Annotated in this window: 20 protein-coding genes; 7 read left to right on the top strand and 13 right to left on the bottom strand. The window is 35.0% G+C overall.

Annotated elements, in window-relative coordinates; genetic code table 11:
- Positions 1-72 precede the first annotated feature (72 nt).
- The 6 genes from I5168_RS03035 to I5168_RS03010 all read right to left on the bottom strand — a co-directional run bounded on the left by I5168_RS03035 (position 73) and on the right by I5168_RS03010 (position 7,685).
- Positions 73-864, bottom strand: a complete 792-nt coding sequence (locus I5168_RS03035) for a TIGR03915 family putative DNA repair protein (protein ID WP_431472383.1) — start codon at positions 862-864, stop codon at positions 73-75.
- The gene (locus I5168_RS03030) at positions 861-2,123 is read right to left on the bottom strand and encodes a putative DNA modification/repair radical SAM protein (protein WP_167342873.1); all 1,263 of its coding nucleotides are present in this window, start codon (positions 2,121-2,123) and stop codon (positions 861-863) included. Before I5168_RS03030 ends, I5168_RS03035 begins: the two co-directional genes overlap by 4 nt.
- A gap of 1 nt (position 2,124) precedes the next feature.
- Entirely contained in the window at positions 2,125-5,196 is a 3,072-nt protein-coding gene (locus I5168_RS03025) for a DNA polymerase III subunit alpha (protein ID WP_431472382.1), read from the bottom strand.
- Positions 5,197-5,240: 44 nt separating this feature from the next.
- Positions 5,241-6,464 (bottom strand): DNA polymerase IV, encoded by a 1,224-nt coding sequence (gene dinB, locus I5168_RS03020; RefSeq protein WP_105017725.1) that lies wholly within the window; start codon positions 6,462-6,464, stop codon positions 5,241-5,243.
- Between the two features lie 88 nt (positions 6,465-6,552).
- Entirely contained in the window at positions 6,553-6,837 is a 285-nt protein-coding gene (locus I5168_RS03015; protein ID WP_042276396.1) for a hypothetical protein, read from the bottom strand.
- A 20-nt stretch (positions 6,838-6,857) separates the two neighbouring features.
- Positions 6,858-7,685, bottom strand: a complete 828-nt coding sequence (locus I5168_RS03010) for an SOS response-associated peptidase (RefSeq protein ID WP_431472381.1) — start codon at positions 7,683-7,685, stop codon at positions 6,858-6,860.
- Positions 7,686-7,817: 132 nt separating this feature from the next.
- Here I5168_RS03010 and I5168_RS03005 point away from each other — a divergent pair, with 132 nt between their 5' ends.
- From I5168_RS03005 to I5168_RS02990, 4 genes are all read left to right on the top strand, one after another.
- Positions 7,818-8,588 carry a S24 family peptidase gene (locus tag I5168_RS03005; RefSeq protein ID WP_431472380.1) on the top strand — a complete coding sequence of 257 codons (771 nt, stop codon included), beginning with the start codon at positions 7,818-7,820 and terminating at the stop codon, positions 8,586-8,588.
- Positions 8,589-8,672: 84 nt separating this feature from the next.
- Positions 8,673-8,945 (top strand): hypothetical protein, encoded by a 273-nt coding sequence (locus I5168_RS03000; RefSeq protein ID WP_042276391.1) that lies wholly within the window; start codon positions 8,673-8,675, stop codon positions 8,943-8,945.
- Between the two features lie 11 nt (positions 8,946-8,956).
- A complete protein-coding gene (locus I5168_RS02995) occupies positions 8,957-9,496 on the top strand; it encodes a hypothetical protein (RefSeq protein ID WP_042276389.1) in 540 nt (179 codons plus the stop codon).
- A gap of 39 nt (positions 9,497-9,535) precedes the next feature.
- Complete coding sequence (locus I5168_RS02990; RefSeq protein ID WP_060523360.1) at positions 9,536-9,757, top strand: hypothetical protein; 222 nt, start codon at positions 9,536-9,538, stop codon at positions 9,755-9,757.
- Positions 9,758-9,966: 209 nt separating this feature from the next.
- On the opposite strand, the gene I5168_RS02985 is transcribed toward I5168_RS02990, so the two are convergent.
- Positions 9,967-10,140, bottom strand: a complete 174-nt coding sequence (locus I5168_RS02985; protein WP_157546975.1) for a hypothetical protein — start codon at positions 10,138-10,140, stop codon at positions 9,967-9,969.
- Positions 10,141-10,149: 9 nt separating this feature from the next.
- Complete coding sequence (locus I5168_RS02980; RefSeq protein WP_042276388.1) at positions 10,150-10,356, bottom strand: hypothetical protein; 207 nt, start codon at positions 10,354-10,356, stop codon at positions 10,150-10,152.
- A gap of 137 nt (positions 10,357-10,493) precedes the next feature.
- On the opposite strand from I5168_RS02980, the gene I5168_RS02975 reads away from it, so the two are divergent.
- Positions 10,494-11,153 (top strand): DUF2461 domain-containing protein, encoded by a 660-nt coding sequence (locus I5168_RS02975; protein ID WP_060523359.1) that lies wholly within the window; start codon positions 10,494-10,496, stop codon positions 11,151-11,153.
- A gap of 19 nt (positions 11,154-11,172) precedes the next feature.
- On the opposite strand, the gene I5168_RS02970 is transcribed toward I5168_RS02975, so the two are convergent.
- Positions 11,173-12,150 (bottom strand): carboxypeptidase-like regulatory domain-containing protein, encoded by a 978-nt coding sequence (locus I5168_RS02970; RefSeq protein WP_431472379.1) that lies wholly within the window; start codon positions 12,148-12,150, stop codon positions 11,173-11,175.
- Positions 12,125-13,387, bottom strand: coding sequence for a 3-deoxy-D-manno-octulosonic acid transferase (locus I5168_RS02965; protein WP_431472378.1), 1,263 nt, complete (start codon positions 13,385-13,387; stop codon positions 12,125-12,127). The genes I5168_RS02970 and I5168_RS02965 overlap by 26 nt, the downstream gene beginning before the upstream one ends.
- 118 nt (positions 13,388-13,505) lie before the next feature.
- Between I5168_RS02965 and I5168_RS02960 the strand changes: the two genes are divergently transcribed.
- Both I5168_RS02960 and I5168_RS02955 read left to right on the top strand, forming a co-directional pair.
- Positions 13,506-14,639 (top strand): DegT/DnrJ/EryC1/StrS family aminotransferase, encoded by a 1,134-nt coding sequence (locus tag I5168_RS02960; RefSeq protein ID WP_431472377.1) that lies wholly within the window; start codon positions 13,506-13,508, stop codon positions 14,637-14,639.
- A gap of 2 nt (positions 14,640-14,641) precedes the next feature.
- The gene (locus tag I5168_RS02955) at positions 14,642-15,934 is read left to right on the top strand and encodes an amidohydrolase family protein (protein ID WP_431472376.1); all 1,293 of its coding nucleotides are present in this window, start codon (positions 14,642-14,644) and stop codon (positions 15,932-15,934) included.
- Positions 15,935-15,987: 53 nt separating this feature from the next.
- Here the strand turns inward: I5168_RS02955 and I5168_RS02950 are convergent, their stop codons facing one another.
- From I5168_RS02950 to I5168_RS02940, 3 genes are all read right to left on the bottom strand, one after another.
- Complete coding sequence (locus I5168_RS02950) at positions 15,988-17,331, bottom strand: ABC1 kinase family protein (RefSeq protein ID WP_338349864.1); 1,344 nt, start codon at positions 17,329-17,331, stop codon at positions 15,988-15,990.
- Between the two features lie 109 nt (positions 17,332-17,440).
- Positions 17,441-18,124 carry a TetR family transcriptional regulator C-terminal domain-containing protein gene (locus tag I5168_RS02945; protein WP_085775734.1) on the bottom strand — a complete coding sequence of 228 codons (684 nt, stop codon included), beginning with the start codon at positions 18,122-18,124 and terminating at the stop codon, positions 17,441-17,443.
- A gap of 165 nt (positions 18,125-18,289) precedes the next feature.
- Positions 18,290-18,649 (bottom strand): toxin-antitoxin system YwqK family antitoxin, encoded by a 360-nt coding sequence (locus tag I5168_RS02940; RefSeq protein ID WP_042276378.1) that lies wholly within the window; start codon positions 18,647-18,649, stop codon positions 18,290-18,292.
- Positions 18,650-18,743: the final 94 nt, after the last annotated feature.

Raw genomic sequence — 18,743 nt, 5'->3', positions numbered from 1 at the left:
CAGTAAAATTTGTTATAAAATCAAATTTGCTCCATGATTTACACCTTTCATCGATTAAAAACAGGGTGAAAGTTATACTTTTTCACTCAAGTATTTCCAGTACCTTTTTGGAACGTGCTGTATATGAAGTTTTAAATTTTTTCTAGATTCTATGTTGGTACTCTTAAAATATTGATTCCAAAGATTCGTGTAATTATTTTCTTTAAGTTGTTTAGTGGTGAGTAAATTTTTATCTCCTTGTCCAGTCTGAATAGTGTTATAAATTCCTTTTTTATTTTGAGTGGTTAGATCAATTGTTATTTCCTTAACTGTTTTTAGGTCATAGAATATGCCATAAGATCTTTTTAGATCATAAATAATCCATTTTTGATCCGCGTACCTGGATTTAAAATGTTTTGAAATTAGCGGAAGAACATTAAAATCGGGCTCAATGTTAGCATAATAAATATCTCCTTCAATCAAATGAAATCTTACAAAGGCTTCCATACGATGTTTTTCTCGATGAACTTTTTTTACAAGTTTATCAAAGCTTAGAACAATGTCATTAGCCGCATCATTTAAATTAGATTTGTTATTAGAGATACTTGTTTTAATTATATAGAATAGTAAATTTTCTACATCCTGACTCTCACTAAGAAAAGCTTTAAAAATTTTGTTTAAACCAGAGGTGCCAAAAAGTTGCAACAATTTTTTTTGAAGTCTTTTTACTTTTATCTCGTCTGTAATTACTTCTTGGGTTTCGTTAAATATTTCAGGCTGATAGACGCGGACGGATCGAATTTCTATCGAATCAAGCTTATAAAGATAGCTGTCGAATATTGCACTAAGTAAACCGTCAAAAGTATCATCATATACTAAAATCATGAAAACAAGGTTAACTGATTATTTAGATGGGTTGAGTATTTACTGCTACTCTCTTGCAGTATCTTATTTTTTAATTGTAATGGAGTAAGGTCTTTTTTCTCAAAATACGTTGAATCACATGTAATAAAATACCTACTTCTGTTTAAAGCGATTCCAATTTTTTTGAGATGTTCCCAATTCAACTTTCGATATCTACGTGCATTAATTATTTTTCTTACCGATTTCATTCCGACACCGGGAATACGCGATAGCATTTCCTTGGAACATCTATTAATATCTAAAGGAAATAAATGTAAGTTTCGTAGTGCCCAGCTTAATTTAGGATCAATATCCATATCTAAATTTGGTTGATCTTCATTTAACAACTCTTTGATATTAAAACCGTAGAACCTAAGTAGCCAATCTGTTTGATAAAGTCTATTCTCTCGTATCACGGGTACTGCAGTACCTATTGAAGGCAGTCTTTTATCATCTGCTACGGGAATATACCCAGAGTAGTAAACTCTTTTCATTTTAAATTTCTCGTAAAAAAAATGAGCACTATACATAATATCCTTGTCTGACTCGCCTGTTGCTCCGACAATCATTTGTGTGCTTTGTCCAGCAGGAGCGTATATAGGTGTGTTTTTTATTAATCTTTTCTCCGATTGATATATCTCAATGTTAGATTTAACCGCCTTCATGGGTTGTATAAAATCTTTATGATCCTTGTCTGGGGCTAATAGTTTAAGACCTTCTTTTGTAGGAATCTCTATGTTCACGGATAAACGATCAGCGTATAGACCAGCTTCTTTCATAAGCTCATCGCTAGCACCTGGAATAGATTTTAAATGTATGTAACCGTTAAAATTCTCTTCTTCTCTCAGTTTTTTGGCTACTCTTATAAGCCTCTCCATAGTGGTATCTGGATTTTTAAATATTCCAGAACTCAAAAACAGCCCTTCTATATAATTACGCCTATAGAAATTTATCGTTAGATCTACTACTTCTTGTACCGTAAAAGCAGCTCGTTTTATATCATTAGACTTTCTAGTAACACAGTATGCACAATCAAATATGCAATGGTTGGTAAGCAATATTTTAAGCAACGAAACACACCTACCGTCTTCCGTATAGCTATGACAAATCCCGGTGCCGTTGGAATTACCCAATCCGCCATTTTTATTTGCCCTTTTACTTCCGCTACTACTACAACTCACATCGTATTTTGCTGCATCAGCTAGGATTTCTAATTTTTCTTTGATTCTTTCGTAATTCATTTTAATTCATGTTTACTTCATCACTGCGTTTTCCGGTTGAATTACCTAGTCTGCGATCTCTCAAACTGGTTTGTTTATCTAGCCTGTGAATGGTTTGTGGGTTGTCTTCAGCGTATCTAGGATCTTGGATATAATCCATTTTGTCCATATGTGTGACCTCAATAGAGTAAAAGTCAAATTCTTCTACTACCTTGCCGGTGACTTTATATATTCCGCTTCCGCGAAAGCGTAATTTTGAAGCCACTTGAGGAAACATCACGGTATCAAAAAAACCACCATCACGGTCTAAAAAAGTACCAAACTGCATACGTTTTCTATTTGAAGTATGAGTAGTTTTAATGTTAATTACATACCCGTATATTGTTATTGTTTTACCTTTTTTTGATGGTAAATCTTTGTGAGTTAAATAGTTGTCGGGCTGTTGAGCCAAAAGTTCAAAATGGGAACATAACGGAAAACCTAGTAGTTCCATTTGCTCAAAAGCATGTTCTAGTTTTGAAGTTTTTAGTTGCGGTAAATTGACCTTTTTATTTTGTGGAGCAAACAATTTACTTTGTACATCAACTGCGGTTTTTTTGTTGAGTTTAAAGTATGCCTGCCACAGTAAAATACATCTGTCTAAACCCGTAAATCTAAAAGCATTTATCCTTATTAGAATAGCCGCTTGGTCTGCGCTTATAGGAACTCGATTTATAAAATCGTCAAATGAATTAAAAGGCCCATCAAAATTTCTACTCTCAAGAAGGCGCTGTATAGTACGTTTTTCTAGTTCTTTTAAGTAACCTAAGGCTAGGTAAATGGTTGTTCCTTTTATAGTATTCTGAAAATCACTGTTATTTATACAAGGTGCCTCTATGGTTGCTCCACACATTTTAGCCTCATGAACATATAACTCTGGTCTGTAAAAGCCACCGCCGTTATTAAGTGTGGCTGTCATGTACTCTAATGGGAAATAGCGTTTTAAATACAGACTTTGATAACTCTCAACAGCATATGATGCCGAGTGTCCTTTGGCAAAGGCATATCCTGCAAAGCTTTTAATTTGTTCCCAAATTTCTTTTGCTTGCTTATCGTCACGACCATGTTTTTTACAATTGTCAAAATATTGTTTTTCTACGGCTTTAAATTCCTCTCTAGATCTATACTTGCCGCTCATTCCCCTACGTAAAACATCTGCAGCACCTAAATCTAATTTTGCATAATAATGAGCGACCTTGATAACGTCTTCTTGGTACACCATTATTCCATACGTGTCTGGCATAATACTAGACATGATTGGGTGTGCTTGCTTGCGACGCTCGGGATATCTAGTACGCAGTATGTACTCTCTCATCATACCGCTTTGCGCTACTCCTGGTCTTATCACAGAACTGGCTGCTACTAAACCTAAATAATCATGGGTGCGCAATTTGCTCAACAACATGCGCATGGCTGGCGATTCAATATAAAAACAGCCTATACACTTTGCTTGCGATATCATGGCATTAATCTCAGGATCTTCTTTAAACTCTTTTACACAAGCTCTCAAATCCTTAATATTGGCATTTGGCTGGTTGTATTTAACGATACTCACGGTATCTCGTATTTTTCCTAAACCTCGTTGTGCCAGAATATCAAATTTGTGAATTCCGGCATCCTCTGCAATGTGCATGTCAAATTGAACAGTAGCAAATCCTTTAGGAGGCAAGTCGGTAGCGCTGTAATAATGAATATTTTTTTGTGTAATTAAAATACCACCAGCATGAATACTTATATAATTGGGCATGCCTTGTATAAGGTTACCGTACTTAAAAACCAGTCGGTGCATATCGTCCATTTCATGAGCAGGTAGTTGCCCGCTGGTAAGTTTGTCAATATCGCTTTTAGGTAGTCCAAATACTTTACCCAATTCTCTTATTACGGCTCTAAATTGAAAAGTGTTGTAGGTTCCTAATAGAGCTGTGTTTTTGAATCTTTTAAAGATAAACTGTGTAATATCTTCACGGTCGTCCCATGAGAAATCTAGATCAAAATCTGGTGGGCTGGTCCGGTAGTCATTAATGAATCTTTCAAAGTATAAGTCTAGATCTATAGGGTCAACCTCTGTTATTTGTAGTAAATACGCAAGTATACTGTTTGCGCCGCTACCACGACCTACATAGAAATAATTACGTTCACGGGCATACCGGCAAATTTCCCAATTAATCAAAAAGTAAGCGACAAAACCTTTGCGCTTTACAGTAGTAAGTTCTTTTTCAATGCGCTCGTAAATAGCAGTTTTGTCAACCACGTCCTGATATCGCAAGTTAATCCCGTCATGTGCTAGTTGACTAAGTAACTTGAAATCATCTTCTTTATTTTCTGTAAAAATTTGCTGATTTTCATTGAGTTGGGCATTATCAAAATTAAAATCTATAGAGCATTGTTGCAGTAGCTTTTCTGTATTCTCGATTAACTCAGGAAATGATTTAAAATGCTCCTGTAGTTCTTCTACGGGAATCATTTTATCGTTAGGATGTCCTTGTTGATCTTCGGGTAATTGACTTAATAAAAGATTACGATCAATAGCACGTAGCAATCTGTGTGCGTTATAATCCCTTTTGTTTCTAAAACTTGTAGTTTGTAAAATAACAAGGTGGTCCTTGTAGCTCGCATACTTGGTAAAAATCAATTTGCGTATCGATGCTGTTGAGATTCCTATTTTTTCGCTTTCGCGTAAGCGTACTATTCCCATTTCCATCACTCGTTCTAGAGGATAGACTACATAAGCGTGTTTAAATACAGGAGCTCTATCGGGTAGAGTTTTTTTACTGTGTAAATGATCGGATAGAAAGGAGTTGAGTTCTTGAAATCCTAAATTATTACGAGCTATACCTACATACAACTGCTTATTGTCATTGCGAAAATCGATTCCTACAATACTTTTTAGGTTTTGCAGGGTGCACAATCTTACAAAATTTAGACAAGCACTAGTGTTGTTGATATCAGTAATCACAAAATGTTTTACACCACATTGTAAGCTTAAATCAATCAATGATTGCTCATCATAGGTACCGTATCTTAAAGAGTAATAGGTGTGATTGTTTAAATACATGTTGTCTGAAGCTTAATCCCTAATATGATTGTGTTTTTTCTTATTTATTGCTTGCGATGAGCTAGTACTACGGGTGGTAAGCCATTGAATGGATTCATCATACGTCCTATAGTTTTGGCACCCATTCCAGAGGCGCGTATTACTTTGCGGTCACCATATTTTTCTCTTATGTGGTCTAGGGCGTGGTATAAATTGAGTGCTTGTTCTGTATCATCAAATAGGTTTATTTGATAGTTGCCAGTGACTAGGTGTGAAAATCTCACACCTATTAATCGCACTCTTAACCTACGATTGTACAGTTGTTTAAATAATTCTAGCACCTTGGGAATCAAAATATGATCTGCACTGCAATAGGGTATTTTGACCTGTTTACTATAGGTGTTAAAATCAGAGTAACGTATTTTAATACTCACACAAGCGGTTAATTTCTCACCACGTCTTAATTGAAAAGCTAGGTTTTCTGTCATAGCGGTAAGTATGCTGTGTAATCGTTTTACGTCTATAGTGTCTTTGTCAAATGTGCGCTCGGTTGATATAGACTTACGTTCGTTAAATGCAATAACAGGCGTGTTGTCTATACCATGTGCTCTACGCCATATGAGTAAACCATTTTTACCTAATACATTTTGCATAACATCACTAGGCATTTCTTGTATGGTTTTTATTTTTTTGATTCCTAGGTTACGTAGAGTTTGATATGTTTTATCTCCGACTTGAGGAATCTTTTTTATGGACAATGGCGCTAGAAAAGGTTTTTCTAAACCATAATCAATCATGAGTTGATTGTTAGGTTTTGCCTCGCCGGTAGCCACTTTAGAAACAACTTTATTGATGGACAAACCAAATGAAATAGGTAATCCAGTCTCCCTTATAATCCTACGCCTCATCTCAGTAGCAAACTTGTAACAGCCGTAGAATTTGTCCATTCCTGTTAAATCGGCATAAAATTCATCTATGCTAGATTTCTCAAAAAGAGGAACCTCTTCTTTTATTATTTCTGTTATTTCGTCTGAATGCTTTGAATACACACCAGCATTACCCCTGATAACGATAGCTTCTGGACACAGTTGCCGGGCCAGCTTCATGGACATACCACTGTGTACCCCATAACCACGAGTTTCATAACTGCATGCCGCTACTACACCACGATCACTTGTGCCACCTACTAGTATAGGTTTTGTTTTTAACCTAGAATCCATTTTGCGTTCAACAGAAACGTAAAAGGTATCTAGATCTAAATGCATGATGTGTTTTTTTTGAACTGACATTTATGTCTTTACTTTAAAATTAGAGGTTAAAAAACCTCACTAGGAAATCCTGTGAGGTGCAATTCGTGTTATAAAGGAAGCTTTATTTTTAATCGTCCATGTTTTTTATGACAATGTCATGTACTGTAGGTTCCAAATAACTAATTATTCCCTCGCGTTCTAGGTCATTATTCCATTTGATTTGATGCTGTAACAATACTTCGTTGATGACCTCGTAAGCTTTATTAACTAGTTCATTAGTCTCTGCAACTTTTTCTGGCCAGCTTTTTACATTTTGTTTTAAAAGTTGAGCTACTAGTAATGATTTTTTCCTGTGCTGCATGAGTTGTTCAATCCTTGATGCAACCTCACATTTAATTTTTTCTATTGACATTTCATTCACGGTATTGGTGATTAAAACAATACAAATTGATCCCCTTCAACCAGGCGTTCTTCTCTTATACTATAAGAATGCTCTTCCTTGTATTTCAACTTTTCATAAGGACTGCGATTAAAGTCCATAAATAATTTATCTCCTATTGGTTTTAATAAGTCTAAACCGTTAGATTTTGGATTTTTAATTTTTTGAGAAATAGGATATGCGTTAAAACCTTTAGGGTCAAAAGGCTTCATAATTGATGATAATTGTTTTACATCTAGATCTGTGTCTAGCCAGAGCTCTTCTTGTTTTTTTGTAAGGACTAAAGGAGCGCGGTGATGCTCGATACGTTTTGTGATACGGTTTGCAGCTGTGGTTACTATCGCTACTGTGTGATGTAATTGACCTGTAAGAGGATGTTGCCATATGTCGTAAATACCAGCTAGTGCAAATGGACCTTGATTTTGATTTGGATAAATAAAATAAGGTCTATTTAGTTTCTGGTGTTTAGGTCCTTCAATAAAACCATCGACTAGCACTAAACAACGCTGGCTTTTTATCGCTTTACGAAACATAGGTTTCTGGAATATACCTAGTGCTCCATCATATTGACTGTTGTTTTCTTTATTGTTACTTCCTTCTGCACGAGCATTAAGCATATAAGTTTGCTTGTGTGCCCAGTGTGGAGTAAATCCTAATGTAAACATTTGTATGTGATGTGGGTTACTAGATGTAACTACAGGTATGAGGTCACCGGCGCTTATGTTTACATTTTCTACTAATGGTATTTTACTAGCAAATCTTGCATTAAATCGTTTTTCTAATGTTGCTTGTGACGATAGTAAAGTTGCTCTTCCACACATAATAAATCTTATTTTGGAATAATTCCAATAAAAATTCCGTTTAACAGGTCAAATATATGGAATAATTCCATTAAGTAGGAAATATTCCAGTGTTAAAATTGGAAATATTCCATTAATATGTATATTTGTTTTATGGCACAAGACATTCCAATAGAGGCTAAACGCTTTAAAATAATTAGAGAAGAGTTGGGTAAAACCCAGTCTGAATTTGCTCAATTGCTAGGAGCTGGATCATCAACCGCAGATATTGAACGCGGCAAAAAGAAGATTACAGGAAGCGTAGTAGTTGAACTATTAAAGCAATTTCAAATAAACCCTATGTGGCTGTATGGTACAAGTTATAATAAGAAGCTGGATACAAGCGCTAGTACTGCACCAAAAGTGGTAACTCTAGATTCAAATGAGCGCGAGAATATGATTATGGTGCCTATTAAAGCTAGTGCCGGTTATGCCAGTAATGTGCAAGATACAGATTGGTATAATGAATTGCCTGCTTTTAATATACCATTACCTCAATATAAGGAAGGTAGTTATAGAGCTTTTCAAGTAAAAGGAGATAGTATGTTACCCGTACTACAACCTAAAGAATGGGTAATGGGTAAAGCGGTAGAAAGTATGGCTGCTGCAAATAACAATCGTATTCATGTTGTAGTAACACCTGATAGTGTTCTAGTTAAAAAACTACGTAAAACCGAATCTAGTCGCGAGGTATACTTGATTTCATTAAATAGAGAATATCCAGTTATTGAACAACCCGTAGAAGAAATTACAGAACTATGGGAAGTGAATTCAAAACTAAGTTTTGACCTAGAGGTACGAGAAGGTCAAGAAGCTATGATTAGCTTACAAGAAGGTTTAGAAAGTTTAAGAGAAGAAATTAAAAAAATAAAGAGCTATAATTAATTTTTAATATTAACAATAGTATCAATATTTTGTTAATAAGTTAAACAATGCAATTTTATTTAACTTTATGGAAATTAATGAATTATGAAAACATTTTATCTTATTGGATTATTAATGACTTTTTCAAATTTTTCAACATCTGATTACAATTATTGTGGATGTGGGGATTTTGAAGGAGGTATTACACATTACCAAATTTTGAATAATGGTAGAGGTTGCTGTACTGGGACTGTGGTCGGTGAATACGCTTATTACGATACTTATGTAAATGAGGGTGAAGCATGGCATTGGATTGGTAGGGAATTTATTTCACCGGCAGCCGCACAAGAATCTTGTTGTTCAGGTCAAAACGTTTAAATTTTTATATTATGAAAAAAAATAAATTATTCTATTTTGTTTTACTAGCTATAATACTTATGGCGTGTACTAACAATTCTGAACAGATTAAAGATGATTCAGAAAAAGGGACCATTCCATCAGAAGTAGAAAAATATGCAGTTCCAAAATCTTCTGTCAGCTGGAATTCGGATAAATTTAATAAGTTGTCAATTGATGATTTGTTTGATGTTTACAAAGCTGAAAAAAATGAACATCGATCGGAATTGTATTATAACAATTTATTAGCTATGTGGCACACTAATTTTTATAGTAGGACTTCTCAATTAAATGAAGAGCAAGTCAATGTTTTAATAAATGACATGTCAAGGATGAATTCTAATATCCCCTCAATGGCTACTTTTTATTCATTGGTAAACAAAAATTATAAATTATCAGACCCAAAAAGGAAAAAATTATTGGATGATTTTTATAATAAAAACAAAATGTATTTAGAGAATGCTTCTTGGAATAATCAAGAACTTCAAAAACAGAAATTAGGACAGCTTAATAAACTGCAATTCTTAAATTAATTTGTTATGAAGCTAAAAATCTATGTATTAATTATATCTATGTTTTTTCTAAACTTTTCTTTTGGAAAAAACTGTGATTGTGGGAATTTTGAGACAGGTTTGATAAAGTATAGTGTAGAAGATGAAACAGGCTGTTGTAGTGGTTCTTTCATTGGTGAAAATGGCATGATCGGTTTTTATGAACAAAGCGAAGGTGCTTGGATGTTAGTAGACGTAGAACCAATATCATTTTCCAGTATTACTGAGCAGTGTTGTTCATGATTAATATAGGTTAAATGTTTTTACTATTCTTACAACATCAATCTAAATTGAAATGAAAAGTGCATTAAATAAGTTTAATTATAATAAGCCTATCGAACAGATAAATAAACAAATGTGTTGAACTTATGGGTTGAATTTAGCAAGACTTTAAATCCAAAGCATAAAAAAAGGCACTTAAAAGTGCCTTTTTTATAAGATTAATCTTGATTTTAATCCTTATCTGCTGGTGTAGGATTAGTATCAAAACTTTCTTGAGCATCGCTGTCGTTAGCGTCTTCACCTAGTCCTTGTACTTCAACTTTGTCCATCCCAGGTCGTTCGTCACGACAACTGGTTAAGCTTAAGGTGAATAAGAATAATAGACCTAATAATATCTTTTTCATAGCAATTTTTTAATTATCGTCGCCTATTTTTTCTATTTGCTCATCAATCTCTTCATTAACTTCCTTATCTACTTTTTTAGCAGCACGTTCAAGAGCTCCTTCAGTTTCTTCAGCTTCCTTTTCAACTTCTTTGATTACTGTTTTAGTTTCAGTTTCTCTACAAGAAACGACTAATGTGGTACAAGCAATCGCAAGTAATAAAACTATTTTTTTCATGTCGGTGTTTGTTTTGTTCAAAGATATGTAGCTCACCTAGCAGTTAGTCTTATAATTATATTAAGTACTTATAAAAACTGTTAAATTGTTTACGCTTTCGCGAAAGCGAAACTATTTTAACACAAATTGTTTAAAATATGAATTTTAGAAAGATGTTTGATTTTTTGCGTGATTTGCAAAAAAACAATAATAAAGAATGGATGGATCAAAATCGGAAACGCTACCATGAGGTACGGGACGATTATATAACCTGGTTGAATGAGCTGGATCAAAAACTAATGCAAGTTGATGATAATTATATTTCAACTGATGGACGTAAGGCGCTTAATCGAATTAATAACAACTTGTTATATCATCCTAACAAGCCAATATATAAAGATCATTTTGGGGCAGGATTAGATTTAAACGCTAGCGGTAAGCAGGGTGATTTTTATATCCATATAGGTGTAAATGAGTCTTTTCTGGCTGGTGGTTATTGGAAACCTAAAAAGGAATTGCTAGACTCTATAAGGGATGCTATTGATTATAACGGCGATGAATTCAAGAAGGTGCTTAATAAGAAGTCTTTTAAAGACACCTTTGACCTTATCGATGACGGCGAAAGCTTGAAAACCGCGCCTAAAGGATTCTCACAAGATCATGAACATATTGATTTATTGCGTAAAAAAACACATGCTGTATCGCATTCTCTTACCCAAAAGGAAATTATGCAAGCCGATTTTATGGATCATTGTGTGCATGTTTATAAAGAGATGATGCCCTTTAGAGACTATTTGAATAAGGCGGTAACTGTTTAGTCTAGATTTTTTCTTTGGATTAGTCTTTGTAGAACACTTTAAACTCGGCGCCCATGCCGTAATTTTCATGACCACTGCGCAGTAATTTGCTTTTTGGATTATAGGAAAAATCAAAAAGTGTCCATTGTTTGTTGTTTAAAAATATACGACGTACATACGTTTTCTTCCCTTCTATCTCGTCAGTAAACGGTAATAGAGGTCTATAAGTTGTGGCTATTTTTTGGGTACCGTACTTAGATTTGAATTCACGATATTTTTTTGCTTTTATTAATTCGCCCTTGGGCGTGGTATAGCCTAAAACTTGTATGGAAGCAAAAATGCCTTCCTGAGGAATATTAATATTGAGATCTTCAATATCCAGCTCGTACACGTCGCCAGCTTCTTGGGTAATTATAAAAGTTTTTGAAGGCCACAGAGATTCTCTTACTGGTTTGCCATCTGGTGATACGTCGTAAAACACAACTCTAAACATGGTAGAGAATCTTCTGGTCTGTTTACGATTTTTGCTGCGCTGCGTGTCTTCTAGTAATATAGGTAGTTTTAATATTTTGATTTGAGTAGGTGCGTTTTCATAGCGATCAAATCTTACAGCAATTTCACTTTCTACAGTAGGTAGCCAGCAATCATGATAATTATCATGAACGAGCTCCTTCTTTTTCTTTCGTTTATGTTTTCCTGTAAGTTGTGCGTTTATAATAACTGTTTCCAGATTGTTTTGTTTGGCTTTGAGGAATAAAGTGTCTGTGATTTTACTCGACGATAAAGCTAATTCTTGATAGCCTATCGAGCTAATGAATAAAGAATCAACATCCTTATAAAGGATCTTTGAGAATTTGAATACACCATCACCATCGGCAAAGGTTCCATTACCGTTACCAAAACTTACCGTGGCAAATGCAATGCCGTCCTTTGTTTCATTGTCCACTACAACAATGTTATCTTGAGCATTATTAATTAAACTTATAAAAAGGCTAATTATGGACAACCATGTCTTCATTGTATTTTTTTAAATAATTAAGTATTAATCGAGTGGCACCCGTATTGCTGTTAATCCAATGTCCAGAAATCATACCAGTTTTGTCTCTTAAATAATCATCTTCAAAAAGTTTATTGATTATCTCATTGAATTCTTGTTTGTTTTCTATTGAAAACAGTCCACCTAAATCTTCTAGTTTTCCTGCCTCAGGAAATTTTTCATAGTTTTTTCCAATCACTACCGGTATTCCAAAGGTTGCGGCCTCAAGAATATTATGCAATCCTTTTGTACCCATAGCTCCACCTACATAAGCAATACTAGCGTAGCTATAGGCTAGAGTAAGCTTTCCTATACTGTCAATGATAAGGGTAGTTGTTTCTTCGACCACTTTATTTTTTTCAATCTCACTGTATAATTGTACAGGATGATCAAGTTGATCTATTAATTGCTTTATCGCATTACTATGAACTTCGTGTGGTGCTATAATTACCTTGTAATCTTCATTTTGACTATTGGAGTTTAACCAGTTCTTCATAACCGAAATATCCTCTGGCCAGCTACTACCTACCACGAGGCACTTTTTGTTAGCGAGAAATTCATCTAAGAAATCTAGATGGTTACTACGCTCAATGAGCTGGCTGGCACGATCAAACCTAGTATCGCCGCTCACGGTTGCATTTGTATATCCCAGATTTTTAAGATGGAATAATGAATGTTCATCTTGTAAAAAGAAATGAGAAAAGGCTTCTAAAGAAGGTGTCATCCACTTGCCGTACCAGGAATTAAAAGACATTTTTTCTCTAAAAACTCCACTTACTAGTATGGTGTGAATCTTTTTAAGTTTAAGTTTATTAAGGTATTGTGGCCAAAACTCATATTTTACCATAATTGCGAGACTGGGGTCAACCACCTTTATGAATTTTTGAGCATTAGTTCTTGTGTCAAGAGGTAGGTAACAAACAACATCAGCCAGCGAAGTATGCTTTTTATTTTCATAACCACTAGGTGAGAAAAAGCTTAAAACAACTTGATATTTTTCTCGATTAATTTTTTCTAGCACTGGGACTACTTGTTCAAACTCTCCTAGGCTGGCTGCGTGAACCCAGATTTTTGGAGTAGTTTTCTTTACCTTTTGATCAAGGATATCCCACGTAGCACCACGACCTTTTGCCCCTAGGTTAATCTTTTTATTAAATAATCCGATTAGGGGCAAGCCAGCCTTTGCAGCAGCGATTATAATACGATATAAAACTTTCAAAAAACAATTGATTTTACTCAAAAATAGTACAAAAAATACGCTTGGGTCATGCTCCTAATATTGCGTATTTTTACAAGTAGAGTCAAAACATTGACTTTTTCCAAAAATTAAATTACAAATGCGTAAGATTCAAATGGTTGACCTCAAAGGTCAATATGAAAAAATAAAAGAAGAGGTAGATGCAGGTATCATGAATGTGATAGAATCTACCGCATATATAAATGGTCCCGAAGTTCACGCTTTTCAAAAAGAGCTAGAAGAATACCTAGATGTAAAACATGTGATACCATGTGCCAATGGTACTGATGCTCTTCAAATAGCTATGATGGGATTGGGTCTAGAGCCAGGTGATGAAGTGATTACTGCCGATTTTACGTTTGCAGCGACAGTTGAGGTAATTGCGCTACTTAGGCTTACACCAGTTCTAGTGGATGTTAATCCTTTCAATTTTAACATTGATCCAGAGGCTATAAGAAAAGCCATTACTCCTAAAACTAAGGCCATCGTACCTGTTCATTTATTTGGGCAAGTAGCAAACATGAGTGAAATCATGGAAATTGCCAGAGAGCATGATTTGTATGTGATTGAGGATAATGCACAAGCTATTGGAGCTAACTACTTAAATGAGGATGGTACTAAGTCTAAGACTGGAACAATAGGTAATGTAGGTACCACTTCCTTTTTTCCTTCCAAAAATTTAGGTTGTTATGGTGATGGTGGCGCTATTTTTACTAATGATGATGATCTTGCTCATACCATAAGAGGAATCGTGAATCATGGAATGTATGTTAGATATCACCACGATGTTGTAGGAGTCAATTCACGATTGGATTCTGTTCAGGCAACTGTTCTTAGATCAAAATTACGTCGTCTAGATCAATACAATGAGGCTCGTAGAGCCGCTGCTAGAAAATACACGGCAGCACTTGCTGGTAACGAGAAGATTATCACGCCGCTCATTTGTGATAACTGTGATTGTCATGTGTTTCATCAATATACCTTACTTGTAAAAGATACCGATCGCGATGCGCTCGTAGCCTATTTGAACCAACATGATATTCCTTGCGGTGTTTACTATCCTATACCATTACACCTTCAAAAAGCCTATGCCGATGATCGCTATCAAGAAAAGGACTTTGGAGTAACAAATAGATTAGTAAAGGAATGTATATCATTACCTATGCACACAGAATTGGATGACGAGCAAATCAAATTTATAACAGACAAAGTATTAGAGTTTGTAAATTCTTAATTATGAAAAATATCGCAGCACTGATGTTGTTGGTATGTCTCGCTTTCGCGAAAGCGTACTCACAACAACCTTCAACCACAACGTTCATACACGCAGGTCACTTACTAGATGCCAAAAAAGGTGAGTGGCAAACCGAAATGACTTTAATCATTGAAGGGAATAAAATACAATCAGTGCAGAAGGGATACAAAACACCTACAGGACAAATAAACCTTATAGATTTAAAAGATCAATGGGTGATGCCAGGATTTACAGATATGCATGTGCATATGGAGACAGAATATAATCCACATGCATATGTCCAAAAATATGTAGATGATCCAGCAGATGTTGCTTATGACTCAGTAAAGTATGCTGAAATCACACTTCTTTCAGGTTTTACAACAGTAAGAGATTTAGGTGGTAGTGGTATAAATATTTCCTTGCGAGATGCTATTAATAAAGGGAAAGTGCCGGGACCGCGTATTTTTACGGCTGGAAAATCTATTGCTAGTACTGGCGGTCATGCAGACCCTACAAATGGTAGTAATCAAAAATTAATGGGTGATCCAGGTCCCAGACAAGGAGTAATTAATTCTCCCGAAGAAGGTAGGGAAGCTGTTAGACATAGGTATAAAAATGGCGCAGACTGTATAAAGATTACAGCAACTGGTGGTGTTTTAAGTGTTGCAAAAAACGGCAGTAACCCACAATTTACTATTGAAGAAATACGCTCGATTACACAAACCGCTGCTGATTATGGATTTCATGTAGCTGCTCATGCTCACGGTGACGAGGGCATGCGTAGGGCTGTTGAAGGTGGTGTTAAAACCATTGAGCATGGTACCTATATGAGTGAAGAAACAATGGATCTTATGATTGAGAAAAATTGCTATCTAGTTCCTACCATAACGGCAGGGAAAGAAGTTGCACTCAAAGCAGAGGAAGAAGGTTTTTATCCAGAAGTGGTTGTACCCAAGGCGAGAGAAGTTGGTCCACAAATACAAGGTACCTTTGCAAGAGCCTACAAACGAGGTGTGCCTATTGTTTTTGGTACTGATGCTGGTGTGTTTGCCCATGGTAAAAATGCCAAGGAATTTGGCTACATGGTAGAAGCTGGAATGAAACCTATGGAAGCCTTGCAAAGCGCCACTATTACACCAGCTATAATCCTTAATATGGAAAATGAAATCGGACAGTTGCAACCTGGTTTCTATGCAGATATGGTAGCGGTAACAGAAAATCCAGAAAAAAATATCGCCATCCTAGAGCAAATAGATTTTGTTATGAAGGATGGAGTGGTTTATAAAAACTAAGTATCGATTCTATAAACTGCCTAAAACTATAATTTATAATAGCGCGCCTCACATTATGAGAGCGCGCTATGATTTTTAAGACCTTTTTCTTCTAGATACTTTATATAATCGTGAGTGTTTACAGTTGCTTTTAAATCGTGTAATAGATTATATAGTCCAAAGAAAGTACGATTGATATATAGGAAATGCTTACTACCTCTATTACCGTTCATTTTACGCAATTCCTTATCGTTGCTATACTTCTCACTTAAAGAGGATATTTCATCCCAAAAAGATTCATCAGAAAAGTCGAAAGTTTTTTCTTGAAAAGGTTTAGTAAACAAACTAAGCATCTCATGGAATAAAGCAGAGAAATATTCAATTTCTTGATCAGTATCGTCTGGACGTAGGATTTCTAGCTGTTTCAATTTTTCCTTGAATGTATCAGGGTTGTTGATATGTTCTGGTACTGCAAGCTCAAAGTAAGGCTGGTAAAATTCTTCAGGTACTTGTTTGATACACCCAAAATCTATTGCAATTAATTCATTATCCTCTGAAATTAGAAAATTACCAGGATGAGGATCTGCATGTACGGCTTTAAGACCGTGCATTTGAAACATGTAAAAATCCCAGAGCGTTTGACCTAATCTATTCCCGGTTTTAGAGTTAAAATCTGTTTTTGCAAATTCACTTAAGTGTGTTCCTTGCATCCAATCCATGGTTATAATGCGCTTGCTAGAAAGCTCTGGATAGTAAGATGGAAATTTTAATCCAGGTATATGGCTACAAGCCTCAGTAACTTCTATACTTTGCTTTACCTCTAATTCATAGTCGGTTTCTTCTAAAAGTTTTTCTTCTACTTCGGCAAAATAACGCTTGCTGTCTTCGCCTTTCAAATTGAACATTTTGATGGCGATAGGCTTTACAAGGGCAAGGTCACTACTTATAGAATCTGCCACTCCTGGATATTGAATTTTTACAGCGAGCTGTTTACCATCCTTAGTCGCTTTGTGCACTTGACCGATACTAGCTGCATTTACAGAATCTTTTGAAAACGAATCATATATATCTTCAGGATATGCGTTTTGATACTTTCTAAATGTTTTACGAACTAAGGGTGCTGATAATGGTGGAACGCTAAATTGAGCTAAACTAAATTTTTCTACATAAGCACCAGGTAACAAGCTCTTATCCATAGAAAGCATTTGAGCTACTTTAAGAGCGCTACCTTTTAAACTTTTTAATCCATCATAAATATCGGCAGCATTGTCCTCGTCCAAAGTACTGCGGTCAAGAGTTGGATTAACAGCTTTTTTTGAATAATACTTTAGGTAGTTGGCACCTATTTTGGCACCAGTCTTTACTAGCTCTGTAGTGCGGCCTATTTTACTAGTAGGTATTTTGTCAATTGTTTTCATAACAAGAAAATGTAAAACCTGATTTACATGCAAAAGGCTTATAGCTGTAACCGATTGCAAAACGATTTAGTTGCTTTTACACCTTAAAATTCTTTACATCATTTAGATTTTAAGCCATGCGCTCCTTCCATAGGAATTTGCCAAAGTCTAAAACTGCATCTAAGGGTGTATTATCAAAAACATCAAAAATGGTATTAACGGATTTTTCAATAGCCATGTCTGTTTTTTCAAATCCTGGACTATCGTCATCCATCCAAAATTTTAAAAGGAAAAGCATTTGAATCCATGCGCCCTCGCTGTAGATACTTTCTGAACGCTCTAGTAAAATATTGGTCTTACTTTCATTACGTTCTTGAATTAATGTTCGGGCAAAATCCTTTACATGTTTTCTTAAACCTTTAAGTTCATCCATTTTGTTCATCATGCTTTGTTTACCATGTAGAGTAAATAAAACATAACTACGATTCATAGTTAGTAATTCAAAAAAGGTGTAGAAAAAAGTGAGCATTTTTTCACGATTAGAAAAATGTGCATAATCCTCATTCTTATGAGCAACGTCCATTGTCATAGTAAAAAAGGTATTCCAAATTTCCTTGCGTAAACCTTCTATGCTTCCAAAATGTGCATAGAATTCTTGCTCTTCCATTTTATTTTCCTTGGCAAACTTGTATACACTTTTAGGTTCTTTTTCATGCTCTAAAACGTATTCCATGTAAGCCGTTATAATATCCTGGCGATTAGGAGTTTTCTTTTTAGTTGTCTTTTTTGCGGTAGATTTTTTTACTGTGGCCATAACAATTAATCCTTTTGGTAAAAATACAATTTTGTTTAACAAATACGTTAATTAAGTTAAACAAAGATTTGTTAAAGATTAGTCGTTAATAGATCTCAGAACTTAAAACTAGAAACAAAAAAACCTCGCCATTTGGCGAGGTTTTTATTGTATAAATTTTTAAAATTAAGGTTTATTAATGGCTACTGCCTCCTTATTTGTCCAGTTGTTTACAGCAACAATTGCATTATTAGAATAATCAACCTCTACTAGTGTTTCACCTTTCCAAAAAAACCACTTACCACTTCTTTCATTTTGTGAATATTCTGCCTGTGCTATCTTATTACCATTTTGATCATAAGAAATCCATTCACCATGGCGTTTTTTGTTTAAAAATGTTCCTTCCTCTGCAATTGAACCGTTGTCATGGAAATAAGTCGCCTTAACCATACCATTTTCTAATTGTTCAAATTGGGGCTTGTTTTCTTCTTGAGCGCTTACTATAAAACCTACAAGCAATGCTGCTACCATCAATACGTTTTTCATGACCTATACTTTTTAAGTTCTACCCAAAGTTAACTTTAAAATTACATATACGCAACAATTAGGTAACGTTAAATTTACATTAAAGGTGTATCAT

Source organism: Nonlabens sp. SCSIO 43208, from assembly GCF_050703575.1.
GTDB classification, from domain to species: Bacteria; Bacteroidota; Bacteroidia; order Flavobacteriales; family Flavobacteriaceae; genus Nonlabens; species Nonlabens tegetincola.
Note: the sequence above shows the minus strand (reverse complement) of the source record. Positions and strands in the feature narration are given on the sequence as shown.